22 protein-coding genes are annotated in these 24,671 nt (G+C 66.9%); 15 read left to right on the top strand and 7 right to left on the bottom strand.

All coding sequences use genetic code 11. The features are described 5' to 3' along the window. Window positions 1–21: 21 nt before the first annotated feature. Window positions 22–1,443 carry an MFS transporter gene (locus tag ABID37_RS06460; RefSeq protein WP_354193358.1) on the bottom strand — a complete coding sequence of 474 codons (1,422 nt, stop codon included), beginning with the start codon at window positions 1,441–1,443 and terminating at the stop codon, window positions 22–24. Between the two features lie 76 nt (window positions 1,444–1,519). Then, window positions 1,520–1,969 (bottom strand): redox-sensitive transcriptional activator SoxR, encoded by a 450-nt coding sequence (gene soxR, locus ABID37_RS06465; RefSeq protein WP_354193359.1) that lies wholly within the window; start codon window positions 1,967–1,969, stop codon window positions 1,520–1,522. Between the two features lie 212 nt (window positions 1,970–2,181). On the opposite strand from soxR, the gene ABID37_RS06470 reads away from it, so the two are divergent. Next, window positions 2,182–3,615 (top strand): NAD-dependent succinate-semialdehyde dehydrogenase, encoded by a 1,434-nt coding sequence (locus ABID37_RS06470; protein ID WP_354193361.1) that lies wholly within the window; start codon window positions 2,182–2,184, stop codon window positions 3,613–3,615. 150 nt (window positions 3,616–3,765) lie between these two features. On the opposite strand, the gene ABID37_RS06475 is transcribed toward ABID37_RS06470, so the two are convergent. Next, on the bottom strand, window positions 3,766–4,884 hold the full coding sequence (locus ABID37_RS06475) for an NAD(P)/FAD-dependent oxidoreductase (RefSeq protein WP_354193363.1): 1,119 nt from the start codon (window positions 4,882–4,884) through the stop codon (window positions 3,766–3,768). Continuing rightward, window positions 4,884–5,573 carry a GntR family transcriptional regulator gene (locus ABID37_RS06480; protein WP_354193364.1) on the bottom strand — a complete coding sequence of 230 codons (690 nt, stop codon included), beginning with the start codon at window positions 5,571–5,573 and terminating at the stop codon, window positions 4,884–4,886. The genes ABID37_RS06475 and ABID37_RS06480 overlap by 1 nt, the downstream gene beginning before the upstream one ends. Window positions 5,574–5,712: 139 nt before the next feature. Between ABID37_RS06480 and ABID37_RS06485 the strand changes: the two genes are divergently transcribed. Continuing rightward, window positions 5,713–7,083: an aspartate aminotransferase family protein gene (locus tag ABID37_RS06485; protein WP_354193366.1), complete on the top strand. Its 1,371-nt coding sequence runs from the start codon at window positions 5,713–5,715 to the stop codon at window positions 7,081–7,083. A 69-nt stretch (window positions 7,084–7,152) separates the two neighbouring features. Here ABID37_RS06485 and ABID37_RS06490 read toward each other — a convergent pair whose 3' ends face one another. Then, window positions 7,153–7,416, bottom strand: a complete 264-nt coding sequence (locus ABID37_RS06490; protein ID WP_354193367.1) for a helix-turn-helix domain-containing protein — start codon at window positions 7,414–7,416, stop codon at window positions 7,153–7,155. Between the two features lie 88 nt (window positions 7,417–7,504). Between ABID37_RS06490 and ABID37_RS06495 the strand changes: the two genes are divergently transcribed. The 6 genes from ABID37_RS06495 to mnhG are packed head-to-tail and all read left to right on the top strand — an operon-like array spanning window position 7,505 to window position 13,547. Then, window positions 7,505–10,420 carry a monovalent cation/H+ antiporter subunit A gene (locus ABID37_RS06495; protein ID WP_435521540.1) on the top strand — a complete coding sequence of 972 codons (2,916 nt, stop codon included), beginning with the start codon at window positions 7,505–7,507 and terminating at the stop codon, window positions 10,418–10,420. Continuing rightward, window positions 10,417–10,758 carry a Na+/H+ antiporter subunit C gene (locus ABID37_RS06500; protein ID WP_354193368.1) on the top strand — a complete coding sequence of 114 codons (342 nt, stop codon included), beginning with the start codon at window positions 10,417–10,419 and terminating at the stop codon, window positions 10,756–10,758. The genes ABID37_RS06495 and ABID37_RS06500 overlap by 4 nt, the downstream gene beginning before the upstream one ends. Further along, window positions 10,758–12,380: a monovalent cation/H+ antiporter subunit D gene (locus ABID37_RS06505; RefSeq protein ID WP_354193370.1), complete on the top strand. Its 1,623-nt coding sequence runs from the start codon at window positions 10,758–10,760 to the stop codon at window positions 12,378–12,380. Before ABID37_RS06500 ends, ABID37_RS06505 begins: the two co-directional genes overlap by 1 nt. After that, a complete protein-coding gene (locus ABID37_RS06510) occupies window positions 12,377–12,862 on the top strand; it encodes a Na+/H+ antiporter subunit E (RefSeq protein ID WP_354193371.1) in 486 nt (161 codons plus the stop codon). The genes ABID37_RS06505 and ABID37_RS06510 overlap by 4 nt, the downstream gene beginning before the upstream one ends. Continuing rightward, the gene (locus ABID37_RS06515) at window positions 12,859–13,140 is read left to right on the top strand and encodes a K+/H+ antiporter subunit F (protein WP_354193372.1); all 282 of its coding nucleotides are present in this window, start codon (window positions 12,859–12,861) and stop codon (window positions 13,138–13,140) included. The genes ABID37_RS06510 and ABID37_RS06515 overlap by 4 nt, the downstream gene beginning before the upstream one ends. Continuing rightward, complete coding sequence (gene mnhG, locus ABID37_RS06520) at window positions 13,137–13,547, top strand: monovalent cation/H(+) antiporter subunit G (RefSeq protein WP_354193374.1); 411 nt, start codon at window positions 13,137–13,139, stop codon at window positions 13,545–13,547. The genes ABID37_RS06515 and mnhG overlap by 4 nt, the downstream gene beginning before the upstream one ends. Before the next feature lie 34 nt (window positions 13,548–13,581). On the opposite strand, the gene ABID37_RS06525 is transcribed toward mnhG, so the two are convergent. Then, window positions 13,582–14,361 carry a helix-turn-helix transcriptional regulator gene (locus ABID37_RS06525; protein WP_354193376.1) on the bottom strand — a complete coding sequence of 260 codons (780 nt, stop codon included), beginning with the start codon at window positions 14,359–14,361 and terminating at the stop codon, window positions 13,582–13,584. Between the two features lie 115 nt (window positions 14,362–14,476). On the opposite strand from ABID37_RS06525, the gene ABID37_RS06530 reads away from it, so the two are divergent. From ABID37_RS06530 to ABID37_RS06550, 5 genes are all read left to right on the top strand, one after another. Further along, window positions 14,477–16,621, top strand: coding sequence for a hydantoinase/oxoprolinase family protein (locus ABID37_RS06530; protein WP_354193378.1), 2,145 nt, complete (start codon window positions 14,477–14,479; stop codon window positions 16,619–16,621). Window positions 16,622–16,899: 278 nt separating this feature from the next. Then, window positions 16,900–19,089 (top strand): hydantoinase B/oxoprolinase family protein, encoded by a 2,190-nt coding sequence (locus tag ABID37_RS06535; protein WP_354193379.1) that lies wholly within the window; start codon window positions 16,900–16,902, stop codon window positions 19,087–19,089. Between the two features lie 6 nt (window positions 19,090–19,095). Next, window positions 19,096–19,599, top strand: a complete 504-nt coding sequence (locus ABID37_RS06540; RefSeq protein WP_354193381.1) for an acetone carboxylase subunit gamma — start codon at window positions 19,096–19,098, stop codon at window positions 19,597–19,599. Further along, complete coding sequence (locus ABID37_RS06545) at window positions 19,596–20,423, top strand: SDR family NAD(P)-dependent oxidoreductase (protein WP_354193382.1); 828 nt, start codon at window positions 19,596–19,598, stop codon at window positions 20,421–20,423. The genes ABID37_RS06540 and ABID37_RS06545 overlap by 4 nt, the downstream gene beginning before the upstream one ends. 43 nt (window positions 20,424–20,466) lie before the next feature. Further along, entirely contained in the window at window positions 20,467–21,405 is a 939-nt protein-coding gene (locus tag ABID37_RS06550; protein WP_435521541.1) for a choline ABC transporter substrate-binding protein, read from the top strand. 46 nt (window positions 21,406–21,451) lie between these two features. On the opposite strand, the gene ABID37_RS06555 is transcribed toward ABID37_RS06550, so the two are convergent. Next, window positions 21,452–21,880, bottom strand: coding sequence for an Lrp/AsnC family transcriptional regulator (locus ABID37_RS06555; protein ID WP_354193383.1), 429 nt, complete (start codon window positions 21,878–21,880; stop codon window positions 21,452–21,454). 120 nt (window positions 21,881–22,000) lie between these two features. Between ABID37_RS06555 and ABID37_RS06560 the strand changes: the two genes are divergently transcribed. Then, window positions 22,001–23,128, top strand: a complete 1,128-nt coding sequence (locus ABID37_RS06560) for a saccharopine dehydrogenase family protein (RefSeq protein WP_354193384.1) — start codon at window positions 22,001–22,003, stop codon at window positions 23,126–23,128. Window positions 23,129–23,622: 494 nt separating this feature from the next. Then, window positions 23,623–24,648, top strand: coding sequence for an ABC transporter substrate-binding protein (locus tag ABID37_RS06565; protein WP_354193385.1), 1,026 nt, complete (start codon window positions 23,623–23,625; stop codon window positions 24,646–24,648). Window positions 24,649–24,671 lie beyond the last annotated feature (23 nt).

Below are 24,671 nucleotides of genomic sequence, written 5' to 3' on the forward strand. Positions count from 1 at the left end.
GGGCGGCACCGTGCTCCAGGGTCAGGAGCGACCCTGGATGTGGCTCGCCACGAGCACGCCGATCGCCGGCGCGAGCGCGAACAGGGCGCAGACCCAGAAGGCGGCGGATGCGGCCCCCTCGACGCCGCCCGGCGTACCGATGCCGGCGGTGTTGGAGATCATGCCGGCAAGGGCCGTGCCCATGGCGATGGCGAAGAGCTGCACCGTGGTCATCCCGCCGGTCGCCAGATCCTGCTCGTCGGCGGGCGCGCTGCGGTAGACTTCGGTGACGAGGTTCGGCCAGGCAATGCCGATGCCAAGTCCCACGAGGATCAGCGCGAGGCAGATCGGACCCAGCCACATCCATGAGCCGTCGCCCTGAACCGGCAGGCAGATGGCGAGGATGACCAGACCGATGAAGGTGAGCGCGGGGCCAATACCCAGCATGACCTTGCTATCGGACTGGCGGCGCGACGACAGCAGCGAGCCCAGCGTCCAGCCCATCGACATCATGGCAGCCAGATAGCCGGCCCACAGGGGTGTCTGGGCATGCAGTTGTTGGAGCATGTAGGGCACGTAGATTTCCGGCTGCATCGACAGCATCAGCAGCGCGACGCTGAGATAGAGCGGCGCGAGCGCGGAGGAGAAGCGGAAGGAGCGGCGCGGCAGCAGGCGGGCACTGGCGATCGCGTCGGTGCGTGCGATCAGCACGATCAGCACCAGCGCGCCGATCAGGCCGGCCGCGGCCCATTGCGTCTCGCTCGACAGGCCGCCTGCCGAAACCGCCAGCACGGCCAGCGTCAGCAGGATGAGCTGTAGCACCGGCACCGGCGCGCGCTCGTTCCTGTCGCTGCTCTTGCGCGGGAAGGCGAAGAGGGCAAGCAGCGCGAAGGCGAGGGCGAAGGGAAGCAGCGACCAGAAGGCGGTCCGCCACGAGCCCTGATCGGCAAAGATGCCGCCGATGGCCGGACCCACCAGCGTGGCGATGCCGAACACGGCCGAGATCAGGCCGATGGCCCGGCCCCAGACGCGCTCCGGCAGCACGATGCGGGTGAGCGCATAGGCCAACGCATAGAGGAAGCCGCCGCCGAGGCCCTGAAGCGTGCGGCCGATGAGCATGACCGACATGGTTGGCGCCATGGCGCAGGTCAGCGTGCCGGCGGCGAACAGCACCGACGCGATGAAATAGGCGCCGCGCGGTCCCCACTGGCGCAGCAGGTTGGCCGCAAGTGCCGCGCCCAGGATGGAGCCGACGACGAACAGCGTCATGGTCCAGGCGTAGAAGTCGAGCCCGCCGATCTCCTGCACCACCGAGGGCATGACGGTGATGGCGATGTACATGTTGACGGAATAGAGCGTCACCCCGCCGGCCAGAACCAGCACCGGCATGGCGTTGCCGCCCGAAAAGAGGTCGCCCCAGCCCGCCGGGGCGGGTGGCGCACAAGTCGTATCGATCGAATCCATTGTCGGCTCCTGTTGATTGCCGACAGGGCTTGTAGGACCTCAAGCATGGTTGAGGTCAAGGGGCCCGGCTCCGCTGTCAGGGCAATTTCAGGCGCCGCGGGCCGGGGCCCTCTTCGCCCAGCGCATCGTCCGGGTTGCGCAGCGGGCATTCCTCCAGCGACAGGCATCCGCAGCCGATGCAGCTCGCAATCTGGTCGCGAAGCTGGATGAGGCGGGTGATGCGGTCCTCCAGCATGCCGCGCCAGGCATCGGTGAAGTGCTGCCAGTCGCGCGCATTCGGCACATGATCGTGCGGCAGGTCGGTCAGCGCCTCGCGGATGCGGGCCAGCGGGATGCCGGCGCGCTGGGCGATGCGGATGATGGCGATGCGGCGCAGCACCGCGCGATGGTAGCGGCGTTGGTTGCCTTCCGTGCGCCAGCCTTCGATCAGCCCCTTGGCCTCGTAGAAATGCACGGTGGAGACGGCGATGCCGCTGCGCCGCGCCACCTCGCCCACGGCGAGCACCGGGGCCGGTTTCCTGGACATCCAACAACCTCAACTATTGATGAGGTTATCATCACCGGCGGCGCTGCCCTTTGCAAGCCATGCGACGACATGACCTGCGCGAGGCCCTCCCATCCGCAGGACCAATCGTTTAGACCAGTGTGGCGCGAGCGCCGGCCCCGCCGGGAGCGCTATAGGCGGCGCATTCGATTTCGCAACTCCACGACACCGGTCGCATGTAACGGGATGGCATCATGTATCCGCAGGTAGGACTTTTCATCGACGGCGCCTGGGGCGCGGCTTCGGACGGCAGGACGCTGGACGTCCAGAACCCGGCGACGGGCGAGGTTATCGGCACGGTGGCCTGCGCCACCCGGGCCGATCTCGACCGGGCGCTGGCGGCGGCCGAGCGCGGCTTCAGGATCTGGCGCAAGGTCTCGCCCTTCGAGCGCGGCAAGGTTCTGCGCGAGGCGGCCCGGCTGCTGCGCGCGCGCGCGCCGCGCATCGCCGAGCTGTTGACCACCGAGCAGGGCAAGCCGCTGGCTGAGGCGATGGCCGAGATCAACGGCTCGGCCGACATCATCGACTGGTTCGCCGAGGAAGGCCGCCGCACCTATGGCCGCATCGTGCCGGCGCGGGCCGAGGGCATCTACCAGCTCGTCGTCAAGGAGCCGGTCGGCCCGGTCGCCGCCTTCACGCCGTGGAACTTCCCGGTCTCGCAGGCGGTGCGCAAGATCGGCGCCGCCCTTGCCACCGGCTGCTCGATCATCGTCAAGCCGCCGGAAGAGACGCCGGCCTCGCCGGCCGCGCTGGCCGACATCTTCAAGGATGCCGGCCTGCCCGACGGCGTGCTCAACCTCGTCTACGGCAACCCGCCGGACATTTCGGGCTACCTGGTGCCGCATCCGGTGATCCGCAAGGTGTCGTTCACCGGCTCGGTGCCGGTCGGCAAGCATCTGGCGGCGCTGGCCGGGCAGCACATGAAGCGGGCGACGATGGAGCTTGGCGGCCATGCGCCGGCCATCGTGTTCGACGATGCCGATCTCGACAAGGCGGCCGACCTGCTGGCGGCCTCGAAGCTGCGCAATGCGGGCCAGGTGTGCGTGTCGCCCACCCGCTTCATGATCCAGGAAAAGGTGTACCAGCCGTTCCTTGAAAAATTCGTCGGCAAGCTGCGCGACGTGAAGGTGGGCGACGGCCTGGCCGAGGGCACGAAGATGGGACCGCTGGTCAACGAGCGCCGGGTGCAGGCGGTCGATGCGCTGATTGCCGAGGCGGTCAGCCAGGGCGCGAAGCTGGAAACCGGCGGCAAGCGCATCGGCAACAAGGGCAGCTTCTACGAGCCGACGGTGCTGTCGGGCGTGACCCGCGACATGCGCATCATGAACGAGGAGCCGTTCGGGCCGGTGGCGCTGGTGGCCCCGTTCAAGGGCTTCGACGAGGTGGTGGCCGAGTCGAACCGGCTGCCCTACGGGCTTGCCGCCTACGCCTTCACCTCGTCGGCGAAGACGGCGACGGCGCTGGGACAGGAACTGGAGACGGGCATGCTGACCCTCAACCATCTGGGGTTGGCCCTGCCGGAAGTGCCGTTCGGCGGCGTCAAGGACAGCGGCTACGGCTCCGAGGGCGGAACCGAGGCCCTCGAGGCCTACCTCGTCACCAAGTTCGTCAGCCAGTCCGGCGTGTGAGCCTTTCGGCTTCTGCCGGCAACGGCCCCTCACCCTCACCCTCTCCCCGCAAGCAGGGAGAGGGGGCGTCGACGTTGCGGACAGCCGGTAGGGGATGAGAGGCAAGCCCGCCCGAATCGGCGTCGCTCCAAGGCCGGGATCGTCCCGGCCTTATTTTTTGGTTTCGAGGCTCTCGGCCACGCGCCCGGCGATGGCGAGGCAGGAGGTGAGGCCGGGGCTTTCGATGCCGAACAGGTTGACGAGGCCGGCAATGCCGTGCGCCTCCGGTCCCTGGATGACGAAGTCGGCATTGGCCTCGCCGGGGCCGGAAAGTTTTGGGCGGATGCCGCTATAGGCCGGCTGCAGGGCGTCGTCCGGCAGGCCCGGCCAATAGGTGCGGATGGCGCCGTAGAAGCGTTCCGCGCGGGCCGGATCGACGGCATAGTCGAGGCCGTCGACCCATTCGACATCGGGCCCGAAGCGGGCGATGCCGTTCAGGTCCAGCGTCAGATGGATGCCGAGCCCGCCGGGTTCCGGCACCGGATAGATGAGGTGCCGGAACGGCGCGCGGCCCGCCACCGAGAAATAGTTGCCCTTGGCGCAGCGCAGCGCCGGCACGAAGCGCGGATCGAGACCGTCGAGCGCGCCCGCCAGCGCCACCGCGCCGAGCCCCGCCGCGTTGACGAGACGGCGCGTGGCGATCTCGAATATGTCGCCGCCCTGGGCGTTCCGCGTCGTCAGCACGATGCGGTCCGCCTCGATCCGGCCCGAGACGATTTCGGTGTTGAGGCCGAGCATCGCCCCTGCGGCCTCCGCGTCGCCCAGCAGCGACAGCATCAGCGCGTGGCTGTCGACGATGCCGGTCTGGGGCGACAGCAGGGCGGCGGTGCAGGACAGCGCCGGCTCCAGCGCCCGGGCCTCGGCAGCGGTGAGCTGCCGCAATTCGCCGGCGCCGCTGGCGCGGGCATTGTCGGCGATGGCGGCCAGCGCCTGTTCCTGCCCCGCGCCGGTCGCCACGATCAGCTTGCCGCAGCGGCGATGGGCGATGCCGCGCTCGGCGCAGTAGCCGTAGAGCATGGCGCGGCCGGCGACGCAAAGCTCGGCCTTCAGCGATCCGGGCGGATAGTAGAGCCCGGCATGGATGACCTCGGAATTGCGCGAGCTGGTGCCGGTGCCGATGGCATCCGCCGCTTCCAGCACGAGGACTTCGTGGCCACGGCCGGCAAGCGCGCGCGCCACGGCCAGTCCGACGACGCCAGCGCCGGCGACGATGCAGTCGACCTCCTCCATCAGTGTCGGGCCCCGGCTGTGTCGAGACGGGTCGCAAGGCGTTCGAGGATGATGTCGGCGGCATCGCCGATGTCGCTGGCGATGGCCCGCTCGGCGGCGTCGGCGTCATGCGCCTCGACCGCCCTGAGCAGCGCGTGGTGGTGGTCGATCATCACCCGCCCGCCCGGCTCGTAGGCCTCGGCGATCAGCGGCCCCATCTGCAGCCACAGCCGGTGCAGGATACCGCGCAGCAGGGGCAGGCCGGCAATGTCGGCCAGCGCGAAATGGAAGGTCTGGTTCAGCTCCAGCGCTTCGGCCCAGTCCTTGCGGGCGATGGCCTTTTCGTTGCGGGCGACGAGGTCCCCCAGCCGCCTGATGTCGTCTACTCCGGCCCGCAGCGCCGTCTCGCGCGCGGCCAGCCCTTCGAGCTTCAGGCGGATCAGGCGGATCTCGCGGTAGCGCTCCGGCGTCATCACCGGCACGCGCACCTCGCGCGCCGATTTCTGCACCAGCGCCTCGTCCTGGATCAGCCGCAAGATGGCGTCGCGCACCGGGGTGACGCTGGTGCCGAGCGATTGGGCCAGTTCGCGGATGGTCAGCCGCGCGTCGGGGGCGAAGCGGCCTTTCATCAGCGCCTCGGCCAGCCGGCCATAGACCGTCTCGCCGAGATTCTCCTTCTCAAGCGCCTCCAGGCTGAAAGATGGCTGCATGCGGCTTCCATTCCGTCGCGTCGTGGACCAATCGACCCGACATTGACAATCGACCTGATGAAAAACATGATGCATCACACACCAAATGGCAAGGCATTGCTTTTCTCAGGCGGCCGCGCCTCGCAATCAGGGATCTGACATGACCACCCAGCCGAATTCCGCCGAAGCCCGCGACATCCGCTACCACCTTCATTCCTACACCAATGCGCGCAAGCACGAGGAAATCGGGCCGCTGATCATCGAGAAGGGCGACGGCATCTATGTCGAGGACGCGTCGGGCAAGCGCTATATCGAGGCGATGGCGGGCCTGTGGAGCGTGGCGGTCGGCTTCTCCGAGCAGCGTCTGGTCGACGCCGCGACGCGGCAGATGAAGAAGCTGCCCTTCTACCACAATTTCACCCACAAGGGGCATTCGCCGGTCATCGACCTGGCCGAGAAGCTGGTGTCGATGGCGCCGGTGCCGATGAGCAAGGCCTTCTTCACCAATTCCGGTTCGGAAGCCAACGACACCGCGATGAAGATGATCTGGTACCGTTCCAACGCGCTCGGCCAGCCGCAGAAGAAGAAGATCATCTCGCGCAAGCGCGGCTATCACGGCGTCACCATCGCCTCGGCGAGCCTCACCGGCCTGCCCAACAACCAGATATCCTTCGACCTGCCGATTGCCAATGTGCTGCACACCGGCACCCCGCACCATTATCGCGACGCCCTGGCCGGCGAGAGCGAGGAGGCCTTCGCCACGCGCCTGGCCGAGGAGCTGGAGCAGCTCATCCTGGCCGAGGGGCCGGAAATGGTCGCCGCCTTCATCGGCGAGCCGGTGATGGGCGCGGGTGGCGTCGTGGTGCCGCCGGCCACCTATTGGGAGAAGATCCAGGCGGTGCTGGCCAAGTACGACATCCTGCTGGTCGCCGACGAGGTGATCTGCGGCTTCGGCCGCACCGGCAACATGTTCGGCTGCCAGACCTTCGACATCAAGCCCGACATCCTGGTGATGTCGAAGCAGATTTCCTCGTCCTACCTGCCGATCTCGGCGCTGCTCATCAACGAGAGGGTCTATGCGCCGCTGGCCGACGAGAGCAACCGCATCGGCACCTTCGGCCACGGCTTCACCGCCGGCGGCCATCCGGTCGCCGCGGCGGTGGCGCTGGAAAACCTGAAGCTGATCGAGGAGCGCGATCTGGTCGGCAATGCCCGCACCGTGGGCGTCCACATGCAGAAGCGCCTGCGCGAACTGGCCGGCCACGAGCTGGTCGGCGAGGTGCGCGGTGTCGGCCTCATCGGCGCGGTCGAGCTGGTCGGCGACAAGCAGGCCAAGACGCCGTGGAAGAATGCCGGTGCGCTCGGCGGCCTCGTCAACGGCCTGCTCCAGGAAAACGGCGTCATCTCGCGCAACATGGCCGACACGCTCGCTTTCTGCCCGCCGCTCATCATCACCGAGAAGCAGGTCGACGACATGGTCGATGCCTTCAAGAAGGCCCTCGACGCCGCCGTCCCGCAGGTCAGGGGCTGACCGCAGGCGGTCTTTCCCAGCAGTTTGTCCAAGGCCGGCCGCGCCCAGCGCGGCCGGCCTTTTTGTTCGTCATGACCTGGCCTGGGCGGACAGTTTTTCCGGCTTTTCCATGCGCACGCCGACGCCGGCGCCGTCCGCATCGAACAAAAGCCTCACCCCGCAGCGCGTGAACGCGCCGATGACCAGCTCCTCCGATCCGCGCTGAAGCGCGTGGCGGTGGCATTCGAAATCCTTGATCGTGCTGCGCGAGACGCCGGCGGCCTGGGCAAGCCGGTCCTGCGTCCAGTTCAGCAGGCCGCGTGCGGCCCGACACTGCTCAGGTAATATTTGCATCGATCGGCCCTTGCGGTACGCCGGTAGATTCAACCATAATGGATGAAATCAGGCAATATCGTCTCGCTTTCTTTCCAAGGATCTCCGCATGTTGGGCGGCGCGTCTCTTATCTGGATGATTGTGCTGCCCTTCGTGGCCAGCGCTGTCGCCGTGCTGCTGCCCGCCAATGCGCGCAACGCCGAGGCGTGGCTGTCGGGCGGCGTCATGCTCGTCCTGCTGATCCTGGTTCTGCTGGCCTATCCCGACATCGCCACCGGCAATGCGGTGCGGCAAACCATAGGCTGGGTGCCGGAACTGGGGCTCGACCTGGTCTTCCGCCTCGACGGCTTCGCCTGGATGTTCGCGCTGCTGATCTCCGGCATCGGCTTCCTGGTCGTGGTCTACACGCGCTACTACATGTCGCCGGAAGACCCGATCCCGCGCTTCTACATGTTCTTCCTCGCCTTCACAGGCTCGATGCTGGGCATCGTGCTGTCGGGCAACATCATCCAGCTCGTCATCTTCTGGGAACTGACCAGCGTCTTCTCCTTCCTGCTGATCGGCTACTGGTATCACACACCGGCCGCCCGCGATGGCGCGCGCATGGCGCTCACCGTCACCGGCATCGGCGGGCTGGCGCTGCTGGCCGGCATGCTGCTCATCGGCCATGTGGTGGGCAGCTACGATCTCGACGAGGTGCTGGCTTCCGGCGACCTGTTGCGCGAGCATGACCTCTACACGCCGATCCTGATCCTGGTCCTGCTCGGCGCCTTCACCAAGAGCGCCCAGTTCCCGTTCCAGTTCTGGCTGCCCAACGCCATGGCCGCGCCGACGCCGGTGTCGGCCTTCCTGCACTCGGCGACCATGGTCAAGGCCGGCGTGTTCCTGATGGCGCGGATGTGGCCGGTCCTGGCGGGCACCTATGAATGGTTCTTCATCGTCGGCCTCGCCGGCATGATCACGCTGGTGCTGGGCGCCTTCTTCTCCATCTTCCAGCAGGACATCAAGGGCCTGCTGGCCTATTCGACGATCAGCCATCTCGGCCTCATCACCATGCTGCTCAGCCTCGGCAGCCCGCTGGGCGCGGTGGCGGCCATCTTCCACATGATGAACCATGCCACCTTCAAGGCGTCGCTGTTCATGGCTGCCGGCATCATCGATCACGAAACCGGAACGCGCGACATGCGGCGCCTCGGCGGCCTGCTCAGCGCCATGCCGATCACGGCGACGCTGGCCATGGTGGCGAGCGCGGCCATGGCGGGCGTGCCGCTGCTCAACGGCTTCCTGTCCAAGGAGATGTTCTTCGCCGAGGCGATCGAGCACCACGCCGATTCCTGGCTCGACACCATCGCGCCCTACGCGGCCGTCATCGCCAGCGCCTTCGCGGTCACCTATTCGGTGCGCTTCATCTACGGCGTCTTCTTCGGCACCGCGCCCGAGCCGCTGCCGCACGAGCCGCACGAACCGCCCTTCTTCATGCGCCTGCCGGTGTTCCTGCTGGTGCTGATCTGCCTTGTCGTCGGCGTCGTTCCCGGCCGCACCGTCGGTCCCTATCTGCACAGCGCCGTGGTCTCGGTGCTGGGCGATGCCACCCCCTATTACAGCCTCGCCGTCTGGCACGGCTTCACCCTGCCGCTGATGATGAGCATCATGGCGCTTGTGGCCGGGACGCTGATGTTTCTGGTAATCCGCACCTATCTGGCGACCAGCGAGGAGGGACCTCCGTTCTTCCGGCGCATCAACGGCCAGCGCATTTTCGAGCAGGTCATGGTCACCGTCTCGTGGCGCTGGGCGCGCTTCCTCGAAGCCTGGCTCGCCACCAGAAGGTTGCAGCCGCAGCTTCGCGTGCTCGTCGCCATCGCCCTTGCCGCCGCCGTGCTGTCGCTGTGGCGCGGCCCGATGCTGCCGCAGGTGAAGCTGCCCGGCAGCAGCGACTTCGTGTTCACCATGCTGTGGGTGCTGGGCATGGCCTGTGCGGTGGGCGCCGCCTACCAGGCCAAGTTCCACCGCCTTGTCGCCCTGGCGCTGCTGAGCGGCGCGGGACTGGTCACCTGCATCACCTTCGTGTGGCTGTCGGCGCCCGACCTGGCGCTGACCCAGCTTCTGGTCGAGGTGGTCACCACGGTGCTGATCCTGCTCGGGCTGCGCTGGCTGCCGCAGCGCATCGAGGAGGTCGAGACGCCGGCGCAGGCCCTGTGGTCGAAGCTGCGCCGCTATCGCGACTTCCTCATGGCGATCGCCTGCGGGCTCGGCATGGCGCTGATCTCCTATGCGGTCATGGTCCGGCAGCCGCCGCAGACCATCGCCGACTATTTCATCGAGAACGCCTATTCGCTGGGCGGCGGCACCAACATCGTCAACGTCATCCTCGTCGATTTCCGCGGCTTCGACACCTTCGGCGAGATCACCGTTCTCGGCATCGTGGCGATCACCGTCTTCGTGCTGCTGCGCCGTTTCCGCCCGGCGCCCGACAGTGTCGGCTCGACCGAGCAGCAGCGCCACCAGTCCGCCGACGATCCGGCGGCCAAGCCGGGCGGCGGCACCATCGCCGGCGACTATCTCTACGTGCCGTCGGTGATCATGCAATGGCTGTTCCCGGTCATCATCGTGCTGTCGGCCTACCTGTTCCTGCGCGGCCATGACCTGCCGGGCGGCGGCTTCGTGGCCGGCATCGCGCTGGCCTCGGCCTTCATCCTGCAATATCTGGCTGCCGGCACGCGCTGGGTCGAGGAACGGCTGCGGGTGCTGCCGGTGAAGTGGATCGGCTGGGGCCTGCTGATCGCCGGCGCCACCGGCATGGGCTCGTGGGCGCTGGGCTATCCCTTCCTCACCTCCCACGCGCAATATGTCGAGCTGCCGGTGATCGGGAAGGTGCCGGCGGCAACCGCGCTGTTCTTCGACCTCGGCGTCTTTGCTCTGGTGGTCGGCGCCACCGTGCTGATGTTGATCGCCCTGGCGCACCAGTCGATCCGCAAGCTGCGCGTGGCCAAGACGGCCGTGCCTGCGGAGCAGGAGGCCCAATGACCGAACTGACCCTTTCGCTCGGCATCGGCGTGCTGGTGGGCTCCGGCGTGTGGCTGCTGCTGCGTCCGCGCACCTATCAGGTGATCGTCGGCCTGTCGCTGATCGCCTATGGCGTCAACCTGTTCATCTTCTCCATGGGGCGGCTGCGCAGCGGCGCGCCGCCGGTGCTGGACGGGTCCGGCATCGCCGATCCGGCCGCCTATACGGACCCGGTCCCGCAGGCGCTGGTGCTGACCGCCATCGTCATCGGCTTCGCCACCACGGCGCTGTTCCTGGTGGTGCTCCTGGTGGCGCGCGGCCTGACCGGCTCCGACCATGTCGACGGCAGGGAGCCGTGATGCAGCTCGCCAATCATCTCGACATCGCGCCGATCATCCTGCCGCTGCTCACCGGCGCCTTCCTGCTTTTGTTCGACGAGCGGCGCCACATCTTCAAGTCGCTGGTTAATGTCGCCGCGACGCTCGGCCTGCTCGGCATCGCCTGCCTGCTCGTGGCGCAGGCCGATGTCGAGGGCTCGGTGGCCAGCGTCTACCTGCTTGGCAACTGGGCGGCGCCGTTCGGCATCGTTCTCGTGGTCGACCGGCTGTCGGCGCTGATGCTGCTGCTCACGGCGCTGCTGGCGAATGCCGCGCTGGTGTTCTCGCTGGCGCGCTGGCACAAGGGCGGCCAGCATTTCCATTCGCTGTTCCAGTTCCTGCTGATGGGCCTGAGCGGCGCCTTCCTCACCGGCGACCTGTTCAACCTGTTCGTCTTCTTCGAGGTCCTGCTGGCCGCCTCCTACGGCCTGATGCTGCACGGCTCGGGCGTGACGCGGGTGCGCTTCGGCATGCACTATATCGCCGTCAACCTCGCCGCCTCGATGCTGTTCCTGATCGGCGTCAGCCTGATCTACGGAGTCGCCGGAACGCTCAACATGGCCGACCTCGCCGTGCGCATCCCGGCCGTGGCGCCGCAGGACCGCGCCCTGCTGGAGGCCGGCACCGCCATTCTCGGCATCGCCTTCCTGACCAAGGCGGGCATGTGGCCGCTGTGCTTCTGGCTGCCCGGTGCCTATTCGGCCGCCGCCGCGCCGGTGGCGGCGCTGTTCTCGATCATGACCAAGGTCGGCGTCTATGCGGTGCTGCGCCTGTCGCCGCTGCTGCTCGGCGCGCGGGCCGGCGAATCGGCCAGCTTCGGCGATGTCGGCCTGCTCACCGCCGGGCTGGTGACGATGGGCTTCGGCACCATCGGCGTGCTCGCCTCGCAGGCCATGGCGCGGCTGGCCTCCTACAGCGTGCTGGTTTCGTCGGGCACGCTGCTGGCGGCGGTCGGCATGGCCGATGCCGGGGTCACGGCGGGCGCCCTGTTCTACCTCGTCTCCTCGACGCTGACGATCGGCGCGCTGTTCCTGCTGGTCGAGCTGGTCGACCGCTCGCAGGACCCGGCCGCCAACGTTCTGGCCGTGACCATGGAAGCCTATGGCGACGATCCGGAGGAGGAAGAGGTCGTCGAGGAAGTGGGCGTGACGCTGCCGGCGACGCTGGCCATCCTCGGCATCTGCTTCGTGCTGTGCGGGCTGCTGCTGGCCGGCATGCCGCCGCTTTCCGGCTTCCTCGGCAAGTTCGCGCTCCTGTCGGCGGCGCTGTCGACCGGCGACGACGGCTCGATTTCCGGCATGGCCTGGGCCTTCCTCGCCGTCCTCATCATTTCCGGCCTGTTCGCCATGGTCGCCATGCTGCGCGTCGGCATCCGCACCTTCTGGGCGCCGCCGATCGAGGGCGTGGTGCCGCGCGTGCTGGTGGTGGAGTTCGCGCCCATCGCCCTGCTTCTGGCGCTGTGCGTGGTGATGACGGTGAAGGCGGGGCCGGTGATGGCCTATGTCGACGCGACCTCGCAGGCCCTGCATGCGCCGGACGCCTATATCGAGGGCGTGCTGTCGGCGCGCCAGGTGCCGTCGCCCAAGATGGAGGCCGGCCAATGACGCGCGTGCTTCCCTATCCGCTGCTGGCCGCCGCGCTGCTTCTGATGTGGCTGCTGCTCAACGGCTTCACCCCCGGCCATCTGCTGCTCGGCGCCGTCATCGCGCTGGTCGCGGCGTGGACCATGTCGGCCCTGCAGCCGTCGAAGCCGCGCGTCCGCCGCTGGAGCCGGATCGCCCGCCTGATGGGCATCGTCTTCGTCGACATTTTGCGCTCCAACATCGCCGTCGCCCGCATCGTGCTGGGCGGGCGCAACCTCAAGGTCACCTCCGGCTTCGTGGCCATTCCGCTGCAATTGCGCGACCCGACCGGCCTTGCCTTCCTCGCCTGCATCATCACCAGCACGCCGGGCACGGCCTGGGTGGAATACCGCTCGGCCGAGGACCTGCTGCTGATCCACGTGCTCGACGTGCTGAGCGAGGACTCGTGGAGCGAGCTGATCAAGGACCGCTATGAAGCCCTCTTGATGGAGATCTTCGAATGAGCGCCACCATTCTGGTCTGGGCCGTCACAATTTCGCAGCTCTTCCTGGCGCTGGCGGCGCTGTGCTGCGTGGTGCGGCTGTTCCGGGGGCCGCGGGCGCAGGACAGGGTGCTGGCCCTCGACGCGCTTTATGTGTGCGCCATGCTGATCCTGCTCACCTTCGGCATCCGCACCGGCTCGACGCTCTATTTCGAGGCGGCGCTGGTGATCGCGCTGCTCGGCTTCGTGTCGACCTCGGCGCTGGCCAAGTTCCTGATGCGCGGCGAGGTGATCGAATGAGCGCCGCCGCCGACCTGCCGCTGTGGGCGGCGCTGCCGGTCGCCCTGCTTTTGCTGCTGGGCTCGGGGCTGACGCTGCTCGGCGCCATCGGGCTGGTGCGCCTCGACAGTTTCTACAAGCGCGTCCATTCGCCGACGATGGGCACCACATGGGGCACGGGCGGCATCCTGCTCGCCTCGATGCTGTTCTTCACCATGACCGAGGGGCGGCCGGTGCTGCACGAACTGCTGATCGCGGTGTTCGTCACCGTGACCACGCCGGTGACGCTGATGCTGCTGGCGCGGGCCGCGCTCTACCGCGACCGCACCGAGCAGAGCCCGCATGTGCCGACCTTCACCGCCGTCAGCGAGCGTTCTTCCGAAGTGGTGGAGAACGGCAAGCCGGGCGAACCGGGAGAGCCGGGTTAAGACCCGTCTCCAGGCCGTTCCCTGAACCGGCGCGTCACGCGGCCAGCGCGTGTTCGAAGAACTGGAGGAACAGCTCCCGCTCCGTGGTGATGTCGAGCTTGTCGTAGATGCGGCGGCGATGGTTCTTGGCCGTGCCCACGGTGATGCCGAGGCGCTGGGCGATGGTCGCGGTCGGATGGCCGGCCAGCACCAGCGACACCAGCTCGCGTTCGCGCGCGCTCAGTTCCGGCCACAGGCCGGCAGGCAGGCGCGGCTCGCGCCGCGGCGAGGCGCCGGGCAGCACGGGCGCCTGGGTGCGGGAGAATTCCGCGTCGCGGGTGCGCAGGTCCTGCGCGTGGAGCGCGGCGAACACCGGCAGGCGCTCGTTGAGCACGGCGATCTCGCCGGAGCGGAACGGCCGGCTGGTGCGGTCGAGGAAGATGCCGAGGCACCAGTCGCCGCCGTCGGCCAGCAGGATGCCGACCTCGTCGCATATCTGCGACTTGGCCAGGAACTCGGCGATGTACTGGCCGCGCTTGGCCTCGTCCCCGGCCAGTGCCCGCAGCGGCACGATGCCGAGCCGCCGCTCGCGCCGCCATGAGGCGTAGAACGGATCGTAGACGTAGTAGCTCTCCAGATAGCGCCGCACCATCTCGTCGGAAAAGCGCCGGTGCTTGACGAATTCCGGCATCTTCGTCGCCGAATAGCGGGTGACGGTGATCAGGTCGTGATCGATGTCGGCGCCGATCAGGTCGATCAGGCGGTCGACATGCTCGTCACAGCCGTTGGCCGCGATGGCGCGCGCGAGTGTCTGCCACAATCTACCGTTCCCCATGTCGCATCCTCGGCGTTCCGTCCCGAGGCGTCATTGTGCCTTTAGGCATATGGCGCGCCGCCCGCCACTGCCGTTAGCCTCGGTCATCATCAAGCCAGCGACCTGGAAGGCGACCGTGACCGAACTCAGCACGACCCGGCCCATCGTCATCGGCATCGATGCCGGCGGCACCATGACCGACACCATTCTTGTGGATCAGGACGGCCACTTCAAGATCGGCAAGTCCGCCACCACGCCGGCCAACGAGGCCGAAGGCTTCCTGGCCTCGGCCGAGGACGCCGCCGACGCCTGGGGCATCTCGCTCGAAGCGCTGTTTTCCGGCGTCAACGTGGTGCTCTATTCGGGCACCGGCATGCTCAACACGCTGCTGTCGCGCACCGGCCGCCGGCTGGGCCTCATCACCACCAAGGGGCTGGAGGACATGGTGCTGATGGGCCGCGGACTGCAGGCCTGGGCCGACTATTCCTATGCCGACCGCCTGCATGCGGTGACCCATCACCACCCCGACCCGCTGGTGCCGCGCCGCCGCACCCACGGCGTGACCGAGCGTGTCGACCAGTTCGGCGACGTCGTCCTGCCGCTCTACGAGCACGAGGTGCATGCGGCGGCGCGGAAGCTGATCGCGGACAAGGTCGACGCGATCTGCATCATGACCATCTTCGCCCACGTCAATCCGGTGCACGAGAAGCGCATCGCCGAGATCTGCCGCGAGGAGATCGACAAGGCCGGCGCCGACATCACCGTCTACACCTCGCATGAGGTGCGCCCGGTGATCCGCGAGCAGTCGCGGCTGAACTCGGTGCTGATCGAGGCCTATGCCACCTCGCGCGGCCGCAAGCAGCTCAAGGGCATCGAGGACATCTCCAAGAAATACGGCTTCCGCTACGGCGTGCAGACGCTTTTGTCCTTCGGCGGCCTGACCTCCATCAACCATCCGCGCCTGCACGAGACGATGATCTCGGGGCCGATCGGCGGCATCCTGGGCGCGGCCTATGTCGGCAAGCTGATCGGCAACGATTCGCTGATCTGCTCGGACATGGGCGGCACCTCCTTCGACATGGGCGTCATCACCCGCGGACAGACGCGCATCGAGAACGAGCCGCTGATGGACCGCTTCAAGCTCAACGTGCCGACGCTGCATCTCGACACGATCGGGGCGGGCGCGGGCATGATCCTGAAGGTCGATCCGCTGACGAAGAAGGTGTCGCTCGGGCCGGAAAGCGCCGGTTCCGATCCCGGCCCGATCTGCTTCGACAGGGGCGGCACCGAGCCGACCATCGCCGATTGTGATGCCATCCTCGGCCGGCTCAATCCGGACTATTTCCTCGGCGGCAAGGTCAAGCTGCAGGTCGAGAAGGCGCGCCAGGCGTTCAAGGCGAAATGCGCCGACATTCTGGGCGTCGGCGTCGAGGAGGCGGCCGAAGGCATGATCGAGATGCTGGAGACCGATGCCAACAACGCGCTGCGCCGGGTGATCTCCGGCCAGGGCATCCATCCCTCCGAATTCACGCTGCTCTCCTATGGCGGCTCCGGCCCGCTGCACCTAGCCGGCTGCGCGCGCGGCATCGCCTTCCGCGACATCATCACCTTCCAGTTCGCGGCGGCGTTCTCGGCCTTCGGCTGCACCACGGCCGATTTCATGCGCCGCCATTCGGTGTCGATCCAGCTCGACATCGGGGCGCGGGCCGGCGACGGGGAACTGAAGGATTTCGGCGCCCGCATCACCGCGGTGTGGGAAGACCTCACCCGCGCGGCGGTGGCCGAGATGGAGGCCGACGGCCACCCGCGCGACCGGATCAGGACGGTGCCGTTCCTGATGATGCGCTACACCGGCCAGCTCGAGGATGTCGAGGTTTCGGCGCCGCTTTCCGAGGTCCGCTCCGCCGACGACATGCGCGCCGTCATCGCCGCCTTCGAGAACGTCTACGCCAAGGTCAACCACCGGGTGTCGCGCTATGGCGAGGCGGGCTTCTCCATCACCGAGCTGGGGCTGGTGGCCACGGCCGAGAAGGTCAAGCCAGTGCTGGTCAAACGCCCGCTCGGCGCCTCCGATCCCTCCTCCGCCCACAAGGGCGTGCGCGAGGCCTATATCGGCGGGCGCTGGCACAAGGCCAACCTCTACGAGATGGACCTGCTCCAGCCCGGCCATGAGGTGAACGGCCCGGCCATCATCGAGCACCCGGCGACCACGCTGGTGGTGCATCCGCAAGACCGCGTCTTCGTCGATGAATGGACGCTGCTGCACTACGCGCATGGGTGAGGGTGAAATGATCTCCGCCTGGCTTCCTTTGTCGCCGCCGGTGCTGCCCCTCACTGCCCTGCCGGGCATCTCTCCCCGTAAACGGGGAGAGAGTGGCTGGCCGCAACGCAGGCACCAACTCTGCAACGTCGGCGACTGGCGAAGCCGAAGCGGCAGTCCTGCCTCTCCCCGTTTGCGGGGAGAGAATGCCGGCAGGCAGGTGAGGGGCGCAGCCGGCGCTCCCGATAACCAAACCGCCGTTGCCATCAATCTTTCCCATGCTTGAGAAGGCGAAACCCATGCTGAACCGACCGACCGCGCCGCTTCGTGAACGGCTGATCGATTCCGAACGGCTCATGGACGAGACCGGATGCTATGACGGCATCACCGAACTGACGCTGCGCAACCAGGATCCGCTCAAGTTCGAGACGCTGCACACGAAGCTGCGCGCCTATTGCGTCTCCGCCCGCGAGATGGCGCGGCGCATCTCCGCCTCGCCCGGCGTGCGCGAGGTGGGCGAGATGGTGGTGGCGATCTACACGCCCGAGGGCGACGCCATCGCGCTTTCCAACGGCATCATGGTGCATGTCCACACCATGAGCCGGTTCATCAAGTGGATGATCCGCAACGGCTACGAGGACAATCCCGGCATTCGCGACGGCGACATCTTCGCCAACAACGACGCCTTCATCGGCACCGTGCAGGTGCCGGACGTGATGGATGCAATGCCGATCTACCATTCCGGCAGGCTGGTCGGCTGGGCCGGCGCCGTCTGCCACGAGCTGGAAGCGGGCGGCATCACGCCGGGCGGCGACGTGGCGCTGGCGCAGGAGCGCTTCACCGAAGGCCTGTTCGTCTGCGCCGAGAAGGTCGGCGAGAACGACGAGCTGCGCCGCGACTACGTCATCCGCTGCGAGCGCAACCTGCGCATGCCGATCTACTGGGTGCTGGACGAGAAGGCCAAGGTGGCCTCGTGCATCGACATGCGCGAGAGCGTCAAGGCGCTGATCGACGAGATCGGCCTCGACTACTGGATGCAGGTGTCGAAGGAGTTCATCGAGGAGGGCCGCCGCGCCCAGCTCGCCCGCACCCGCCAGCTCACCGTGCCGGGCAAATATCGCGGCCACACCTTCTACGGCCATGTCACCAAGGGCAAGCCGGGCTACCAGCCGCTCGGCGATCCCGACTGGCTCTACAACATTCCCATCGAGATGGAGATTTCCACCGACGGCAAGATCACCATGGACTTCGAGGGCACCCAGCCCTGGGGCTACCATTCCATGAACTGCACCCCGGCCGGCATGGATGGCGGCATGTTCGTGACGCTGACCCAGCACATGAATTTCGAGGGGCTGGTCAATGACGGCGCCTGGATGGCGACCGAGCTGAAATTGCCCGAGGGCACCTGGACCAATCCCGACAACGAGATGGTGGCGACGGCGACGTCGTGGGCGCTGCTCTTGCCCGCCTACGGCGTGTTCCAGCGGCTCTTGTCGCGCTCCTTCGTCGCCCGCGGCTTCGTCGAGGAGGCTTTCGTCGGCCAGGTCAATTCGCCGATGATCGAGATGGGCGGCACCAGCCAGTACGGCACGCCCTTCGGCATGGCGCATTTCGAATGCGCGGCGGCGGGCTCCGGCGCGCTCGCCATCAAGGACGGGCTCGACACGGCCTATGTCGGCTGGAACCCCGAATCCGACATGGGCAACATCGAGATCTGGGAGCAGAACATGCCGATGGTCTATATCGGCCGCTCCATCGTGCCCAATTCCGGCGGTGCCGGCAAATATCGCGGCGGCTGCTCCTTCCTCTCGACCTGGCTGGTCAACAAGACCGATCATCTCAGGCTCGTCACCTCCGAGCACTCCAGCCGCGTGTTCGACAATGGCGGCATGTGCGGCGGCTATCCGGCGCCGACCTGCCAGAAGCATCGGGCGGTGCGCGACACCAACATCTTCGAGCTGGCCGGGAAGGGCGCGCCGCTGGCCCATCACACCGGCACCAATCCGCATCGCTCGGAATTGGAACTGCGGCTGGAAGGCGAGCATGTGACGGTGGAGGGACCTTACATCACCGCCCCTCACAAGGCCGGCGACGTCTTCACCCATTCCTACAATGGCGGCGGCGGCTATGGCGACGTGCTGGAGCGCGATCCGCTCAAGACGGCCTGGGACGTCGAGAACGGCTTCCTCACCAGAGAGGCGGCGGAAGGCGTGTTCGGCATTGTGCTCGACGAGAACGAAGACGGCTTCCCGGTCGCCGATCTGGAGGCCACCAAACGCCACCGGGCCGAGATGCGGGCGCGGCGACTGGCGCGGGCGAAGCCGGTGCCGGAGTGGATCGCGGCCGAGCGCGAGCGCGTCAAGGCGGCCGATTTCGCGCCCGAGGTGAAGAAAATGTATGCCAGCGCGATCCGGCTGTCGCCGCGCTTTGCCCGGGATTTTTCCGATTTCTGGAACGTCGACGCCAGGTCGACCTTCGGCGTGGAGTGAGAGACCATGACCTCATACAGCAAGGAAGTCATTGCCGACCTCGTTTCCGGCCAGCTCCCCTGGCCGCAGACGCGGCGCATCATGAGCGCCTACAAGGATGACGACCGCTTCTTCAAATATATCGCGGTGCTGCAGGACCGCGTCGCCTGGAAGGACCCGATCCTGTTGCCGGTGTCCGACCATCTGTTCATCTGCCAGAGCGGCGACGAGCGGGTGACGAAATGCGAATGCGGCCATTCCTTCGGCGACTATCGCCGGAACTGGAAGCTCAATGCCCACATCCTCGTGCGCGACAGCGAGGAATCCCTGCGCGAAATCTATCCGAACAGCGACATCCCCGACCCCGAGTGGATGGAGATCCGCGAGTTCATCTGCCCCGAATGCGGCACGCTGCACGAGGTCGAGGCCGCCGCGCCCGGCTATCCGGTCGTGCATGATTTCGAGCCGGACCTTGAAGGCTTCTATCGCGACTGGCTGGGCAAGCCGCTGGCGGAGGAGAAGGGCAGGTGACTTTCCTTTCAGGGCGCGCCGCCGTCGTCACCGGCGGATTGACCGGGCAGGGGCTGGCGATTGCGCATGAGCTGGCCAGGGCCGGCGCCAATGTCGCCGTCGGCTCCTATGTCAGCGAGGCGGCGGGCCGGCAGGGCGACGCCGCCGCCTATCCCGACCCGGAGGAGATCGCGGCCGTGCGCGGCGCGCTGGAGGCGCATGGCGCGAAGGTCTTCGCCGGCCATCTCGACGTGCGCGACACCGGCGCGATCCGGGGCTTCCTGGGCGCGGCCGAGGCCGCGTGCGGGCCCGCCGACATCCTCGTCAACGCCGCCGGCACCACGGCCGAGCAGCCGGTCTGTGGCCATTCTGACGAGCTGTGGCTGAAGATCCTCGACACCAACCTCAACGGCGCGTTCCGCACCACGCGCGAGGTGCTGCCGGGCATGATCGAGCGCAAATGGGGGCGCATCGTCAATATCGGCTCGACGGCGGCGAGCGTCGGCTGGAAGGACAACCCGGCCTATTGCGCCTCCAAGGCCGGCCTGCTCGGGCTGACGCGCTGCGTGGCGCTGGAAGGTGCGCCGCACGGGGTCACCTGCGTCATGGTCAGCCCGACCTGGGTCGAGACCGAGCTGATGCGGCGCAATGTCGAGCAGGTGGTGGCGCGCGAAGGCAGGGGCCGCAGCCCTGCCGAGGCCATGGCCGACATCGCCGCGCAAAACCCGCAGCAACGCATCATACAACCGGGGGAGGTCGCCGGGACGGTGGCCTTCCTGTGCAGCGAGGCGGCCAGGGGGATCACGGCGGAGAACATCCAGATAACCGGCGGGGCGCACTGGTAGCGCCCCGTTTGCGTTCAAAAAGAGGGAACAGGGAGTGCGCAAGATGAAGAGGAGCATTTGCATCGCGATCGCCGTCATGGCGCTCGGCCTCGGCACCGCGCAGGCGGGCGAGCCCGAAAGCTGCCGCACGGTGAGGTTCTCCGATGTCGGCTGGACCGACATCACGTCAACGACCGCGGCCGCATCCGTCATCCTGGAGGCGCTGGGCTACAGTCCGCAGGTGCAGATACTGTCCATACCCGTCACCTATGCGTCGATGAAGAACAGGGACGTCGACGTCTATCTGGGCGACTGGCAGCCGAGCATGGAGGCCGACCGGAAGCCCTATCTCGACGACGGGTCGATCGAGGTCGTGGGAACCAATCTCACCGGGGCCAAATACACCTTCGCCGTGCCCGACTACGTGGCTGCGGCGGGCGTCCGGGACTTTGCCGACCTGCAGAAATTCGCCGACCGCTTCGACCGGCAGATCTACGGCATCGAGCCCGGCAACAACGGCAACCGCATGATCCAGGACATGATCGACAAGGGCGACTTCGGCCTCAAGGGATGGAACCTCGTCGAATCGTCGGAGCAGGGCATGCTGGCCGAGGTGGACAAGGCCATCCGTGCAGAAAGGTGGGTCGTCTTCCTCGGCTGGGCGCCGCATCCCATGAACACGCGTTTCCGGATCGAGTATCTGGCCGGCGGCGACGACTATTTCGGCCCGAACTATGGCGGCGCGGAGGTGCTTACCAACATCCGCGCCGGCTATGGCGAGGAATGCCCGAACGTGGCGCGGTTCGCCGGCAATCTCCGCTTCACGCTGGATATGGAGAACGAGATGATGGGCGCCATACTGGACGAGGGACAGGAGCCGAAGGCGGCGGCGCGCGCCTGGCTCAAGGCCCATCCGGATGTCGTCGATCCGTGGCTGGAAGGCGTCGCAACCTTCGACGGCGGCGACGCCCGGGCGGCGGTGGCGGAAAAGGTGCTGAAGTAGCCGGGGCGGTGCCGGCCGATGCCCCTCGGCCGGGCTACCGGCAGCCTCAGCGGTCGATGCGGGTCGACAGGATGATGGAGGACAGCGTCCGTTCGACCCCCTCCATCGCCCCGATCTCGTCCAGCAGCGCGTCGAGATCGCTGATCGACGGCGATTCGACCACCACGATCATGTCGAAGCTGCCGCTGACCGAGTGGAGGGCGCGCACGGCCGGCTGCGCCCTGAGGTCGCGCACCACCTTGTCGGACTGCTTCGGCGTCACCGTCAAAAGCACATGGGCGCGCACCAGCCCCTTCTCGTGGTCCGGCGCCAGACGCACGCCGTAGCCGGTGATGATGCCGCGCGCCTCCAGCCGCTCGATGCGGCTTTGCACCGTGGAACGCGACACGCCCAGCCGCCGCGCCAGCTCGGCAGTGGAGGCGCGGGCGTTCTCCCGCAGCAGGGCGATCAGTTCCTGATCGGGGCGTTTCGTCATATCGTCGAATCCATGCGTTGAACTGTTCATCATATAGCATCGATTCGCCTGAACGCATCCTTTCTTTCGACGTGGATGGTGCGATGATTTCACCAGTTTCACGCAACAGAGGGTGCCGTCATGAAGGAAATCGTCATTATCGGTGCGGGCAAGATCGGCTCCACCATTGCGGGCATGCTGGCGAGAACCGGCGATTACCGCGTCACCGTCGTCGACCGCTCGGCCGGGCAGCTCGAGGCGCTGGATGGCATGGCGGGCGTGTCGGGCCTGGAACTGGACATCGCCGCCGCGGGCGAGCTGGAAAAGGCGCTGGCCGGCAAGTTCGCGGTGCTGAGCGCAGCCCCCTTCAACCTCACCACCCGCATCGCCGAGGCGGCCGCTGCGGCCGGCGTCCATTATCTCGACCTCACCGAGGACGTGGCTTCGACCCGCCGCGTCAAGGAGCTGGCGAAGACGGCAAGGACCGCCTTCATCCCCCAGTGCGGGCTGGCGCCGGGCTTCATCTCCATCGTCGCTGCCGACCTTGCCGGCCGCTTCGACACGCTGGAGAGCGTGCGCATGCGCGTCGGCGCGCTGCCGCAATATCCCTCCAACGCACTCAACTACAACCTGACCTGGAGCACCGACGGCGTCATCAACGAATATTGCGAGCCCTGCGATGCGATCGTCGAGGGCGCGCTGGTCGAGGTGCCACCGCTGGAGGAGCGCGAGGAGTTCTCGCTCGACGGCGTGACCTACGAGGCCTTCAACACCTCGGGCGGGCTCGGCACGCTTGCCGAGACGCTGAAGGGCAGGGTGCGCACGCTGAACTACCGAACCATCCGCTATCCCGGCCATGCGGCGATCATGAAGGCGCTGCTCAACGATCTCGGCCTGCGCCATCGCCGCGACGTGCTCAAGGACATCTTCGAAAGCGCGCTGCCGGCCACCATGCAGGACGTGGTCATCATCTTCGTCACCGTGTCGGGCCGCAAGGGCGGCCGCCTGTTGCAGGAGACCTATGCCAACAAGGTCTACAGCCGCCGCGTCGGCGACACGGTGCTGAGCGCCATCCAGCTCACCACGGCATCCGGCATCTGCGCCGTGCTCGACATGCTGGCCAGGGGCGACCTGCCGCAGCAGGGCTTCATCCGCCAGGAGGACATCGCCCTCGACACCTTCCTCGCCAACCGCTTCGGCCATGCCTATGCGCAGGCGGAAAGCCTCGGAAGCCATGGCGTGCAGCCCTGGAGCGAAAAGGCCGCGTGAAACCTTGCATCCCGTGCCGAATCGGACGGCGCGGGATGAACATTTGTCTGCGGCCATGTTGCATTGCACAAATCGCAACGCAGCCATGCAAAATTGGACCTTTTATCAAATCGGTTCAGGGAGTAGGTTCCGATCATCGAATTCCGCCGGGTTTTCCTCCTCCCAGACCCTGCGGATACGGGCCAGCCATTACCTCCTCCCGATAGCTGGCCTACCCATACGACACCCGCCGGACCTCCTCCCCCGGCGGGTGTTGTTTTTCCGGCTCCCTACTTTTCCCTCCTGACGGCTGTTTTCGCTGTGCAAGCACAGGCGGCGTCGCCGTGCCGTTCAAACGGCGGCCGGGCGGCTTGTTCGAAGCCGGTTCGTCCATGGCCGCCTGTCACAGGTCCGGTCCGCCTTCTCATCGCTTTCCAATCTTCCAACTCCCATTGAAATCGATTTCATTTGCCTCTAAGCTCCATTTCGAAATTGAGCTCCAGGGAGGAATTCAAATGAAGAAGTCGCATATTCTCTCCGCCGTCGCGGGTATCGCGCTGGCCTTTTCCGCCGCATCCGCCTTCGCGCAGGACTTCAAGATAGGCCTTTCCAACGGCTGGGTCGGCTCCGAGTGGCGCACGCAGATGATCGACGAGGCCAAGGCCGCCGCCGAGGCGTGGAAGGAAAAGGGCGTCAACGTCACCGTCGAGGTGCAGAGCGCCAATGTCGACGTGCCCGGCCAGATCGCCCATGTGCGCAATTTCATCAGCGCCGGCGTCGATGCCATCATCATCAACCCGAACAGCCCGACCGCCTTCGATCCTGTGTTCGCGCAGGCCAAGGAGGCCGGCATCCTCGTCATCGCCACCGATGCGGAGGTGTCATCGCCTGATGCGCTCTATGTCGGCATCGACCAGAAGGCATGGGGCGCCGCGGGTGCCGAGTGGCTGGCCAAGACGCTGGGCGGTAAGGGCAACGTGGTCGCCATCAACGGCGTTGCCGGCCATCCGGCCAACGAAATGCGCGTCGCCGGCTACAAGGAAGTGTTCGCCAAGCATCCCGACATCAAGGTCGTCAACGAGGTGAACGCCAACTGGGATCAGGCGCAGGGCCAGCAGGCCATGCAGAACCTGCTCGCCACCTATCCCGACATCAACGGTGTGTGGGTGCAGGACGGCATGGCCGCCGGCGCCTGGAAGTCGATCATGGATGCCGGCAAGACCGATTCCATCGCCGCGACCGGTGAGATCCGCAAGGACTTCATCGACCTGTGGACCAAGGACAAGCTGAATTCCGGCGCGTCCGTGAACCCGCCCGGCGTCATGGCCTCGGCCCTCAACGTGGCGGTGCTGATGCTGCAGGGCAAGGAGCTGAAGGAGCCGGCGGAAGCGGGCCAGTACAAGAACGCCATGTATCTGCCGATCCCGTTCATCGACAGCTCCAACCTTGAGGAAGCGGCCAAGCAGCTCGAAGGCAAGCCGGGCTATTATTCCTACACCAGCGCGCTGTCGATCGAGGACGCCGAGGCGCTGTTCAAATAGGCGATTCAGCAAAAGCGGCATGC

It is taken from the genome of Aquamicrobium terrae (assembly GCF_040545735.1).
In the GTDB taxonomy this organism is placed as follows: domain Bacteria; phylum Pseudomonadota; class Alphaproteobacteria; order Rhizobiales; family Rhizobiaceae; genus Mesorhizobium; species Mesorhizobium terrae_A.

What these genes read in the sequence shown, in the direction of transcription:
- ABID37_RS06460 (WP_354193358.1), bottom strand. Translation starts at nt 1,443, where the DNA reads ATGGATTCGATCGATACGACTTGTGCGCCACCCGCCCCGGCGGGCTGG.
- soxR (WP_354193359.1), bottom strand. Translation starts at nt 1,969, where the DNA reads ATGTCCAGGAAACCGGCCCCGGTGCTCGCCGTGGGCGAGGTGGCGCGG.
- ABID37_RS06470 (WP_354193361.1), top strand. Translation starts at nt 2,182, where the DNA reads ATGTATCCGCAGGTAGGACTTTTCATCGACGGCGCCTGGGGCGCGGCT.
- ABID37_RS06475 (WP_354193363.1), bottom strand. Translation starts at nt 4,884, where the DNA reads ATGGAGGAGGTCGACTGCATCGTCGCCGGCGCTGGCGTCGTCGGACTG.
- ABID37_RS06480 (WP_354193364.1), bottom strand. Translation starts at nt 5,573, where the DNA reads ATGCAGCCATCTTTCAGCCTGGAGGCGCTTGAGAAGGAGAATCTCGGC.
- ABID37_RS06485 (WP_354193366.1), top strand. Translation starts at nt 5,713, where the DNA reads ATGACCACCCAGCCGAATTCCGCCGAAGCCCGCGACATCCGCTACCAC.
- ABID37_RS06490 (WP_354193367.1), bottom strand. Translation starts at nt 7,416, where the DNA reads ATGCAAATATTACCTGAGCAGTGTCGGGCCGCACGCGGCCTGCTGAAC.
- ABID37_RS06495 (WP_435521540.1), top strand. Translation starts at nt 7,505, where the DNA reads ATGTTGGGCGGCGCGTCTCTTATCTGGATGATTGTGCTGCCCTTCGTG.
- ABID37_RS06500 (WP_354193368.1), top strand. Translation starts at nt 10,417, where the DNA reads ATGACCGAACTGACCCTTTCGCTCGGCATCGGCGTGCTGGTGGGCTCC.
- ABID37_RS06505 (WP_354193370.1), top strand. Translation starts at nt 10,758, where the DNA reads ATGCAGCTCGCCAATCATCTCGACATCGCGCCGATCATCCTGCCGCTG.
- ABID37_RS06510 (WP_354193371.1), top strand. Translation starts at nt 12,377, where the DNA reads ATGACGCGCGTGCTTCCCTATCCGCTGCTGGCCGCCGCGCTGCTTCTG.
- ABID37_RS06515 (WP_354193372.1), top strand. Translation starts at nt 12,859, where the DNA reads ATGAGCGCCACCATTCTGGTCTGGGCCGTCACAATTTCGCAGCTCTTC.
- mnhG (WP_354193374.1), top strand. Translation starts at nt 13,137, where the DNA reads ATGAGCGCCGCCGCCGACCTGCCGCTGTGGGCGGCGCTGCCGGTCGCC.
- ABID37_RS06525 (WP_354193376.1), bottom strand. Translation starts at nt 14,361, where the DNA reads ATGGGGAACGGTAGATTGTGGCAGACACTCGCGCGCGCCATCGCGGCC.
- ABID37_RS06535 (WP_354193379.1), top strand. Translation starts at nt 16,900, where the DNA reads ATGCTGAACCGACCGACCGCGCCGCTTCGTGAACGGCTGATCGATTCC.
- ABID37_RS06540 (WP_354193381.1), top strand. Translation starts at nt 19,096, where the DNA reads ATGACCTCATACAGCAAGGAAGTCATTGCCGACCTCGTTTCCGGCCAG.
- ABID37_RS06550 (WP_435521541.1), top strand. Translation starts at nt 20,467, where the DNA reads ATGAAGAGGAGCATTTGCATCGCGATCGCCGTCATGGCGCTCGGCCTC.
- ABID37_RS06555 (WP_354193383.1), bottom strand. Translation starts at nt 21,880, where the DNA reads ATGACGAAACGCCCCGATCAGGAACTGATCGCCCTGCTGCGGGAGAAC.
- ABID37_RS06560 (WP_354193384.1), top strand. Translation starts at nt 22,001, where the DNA reads ATGAAGGAAATCGTCATTATCGGTGCGGGCAAGATCGGCTCCACCATT.
- ABID37_RS06565 (WP_354193385.1), top strand. Translation starts at nt 23,623, where the DNA reads ATGAAGAAGTCGCATATTCTCTCCGCCGTCGCGGGTATCGCGCTGGCC.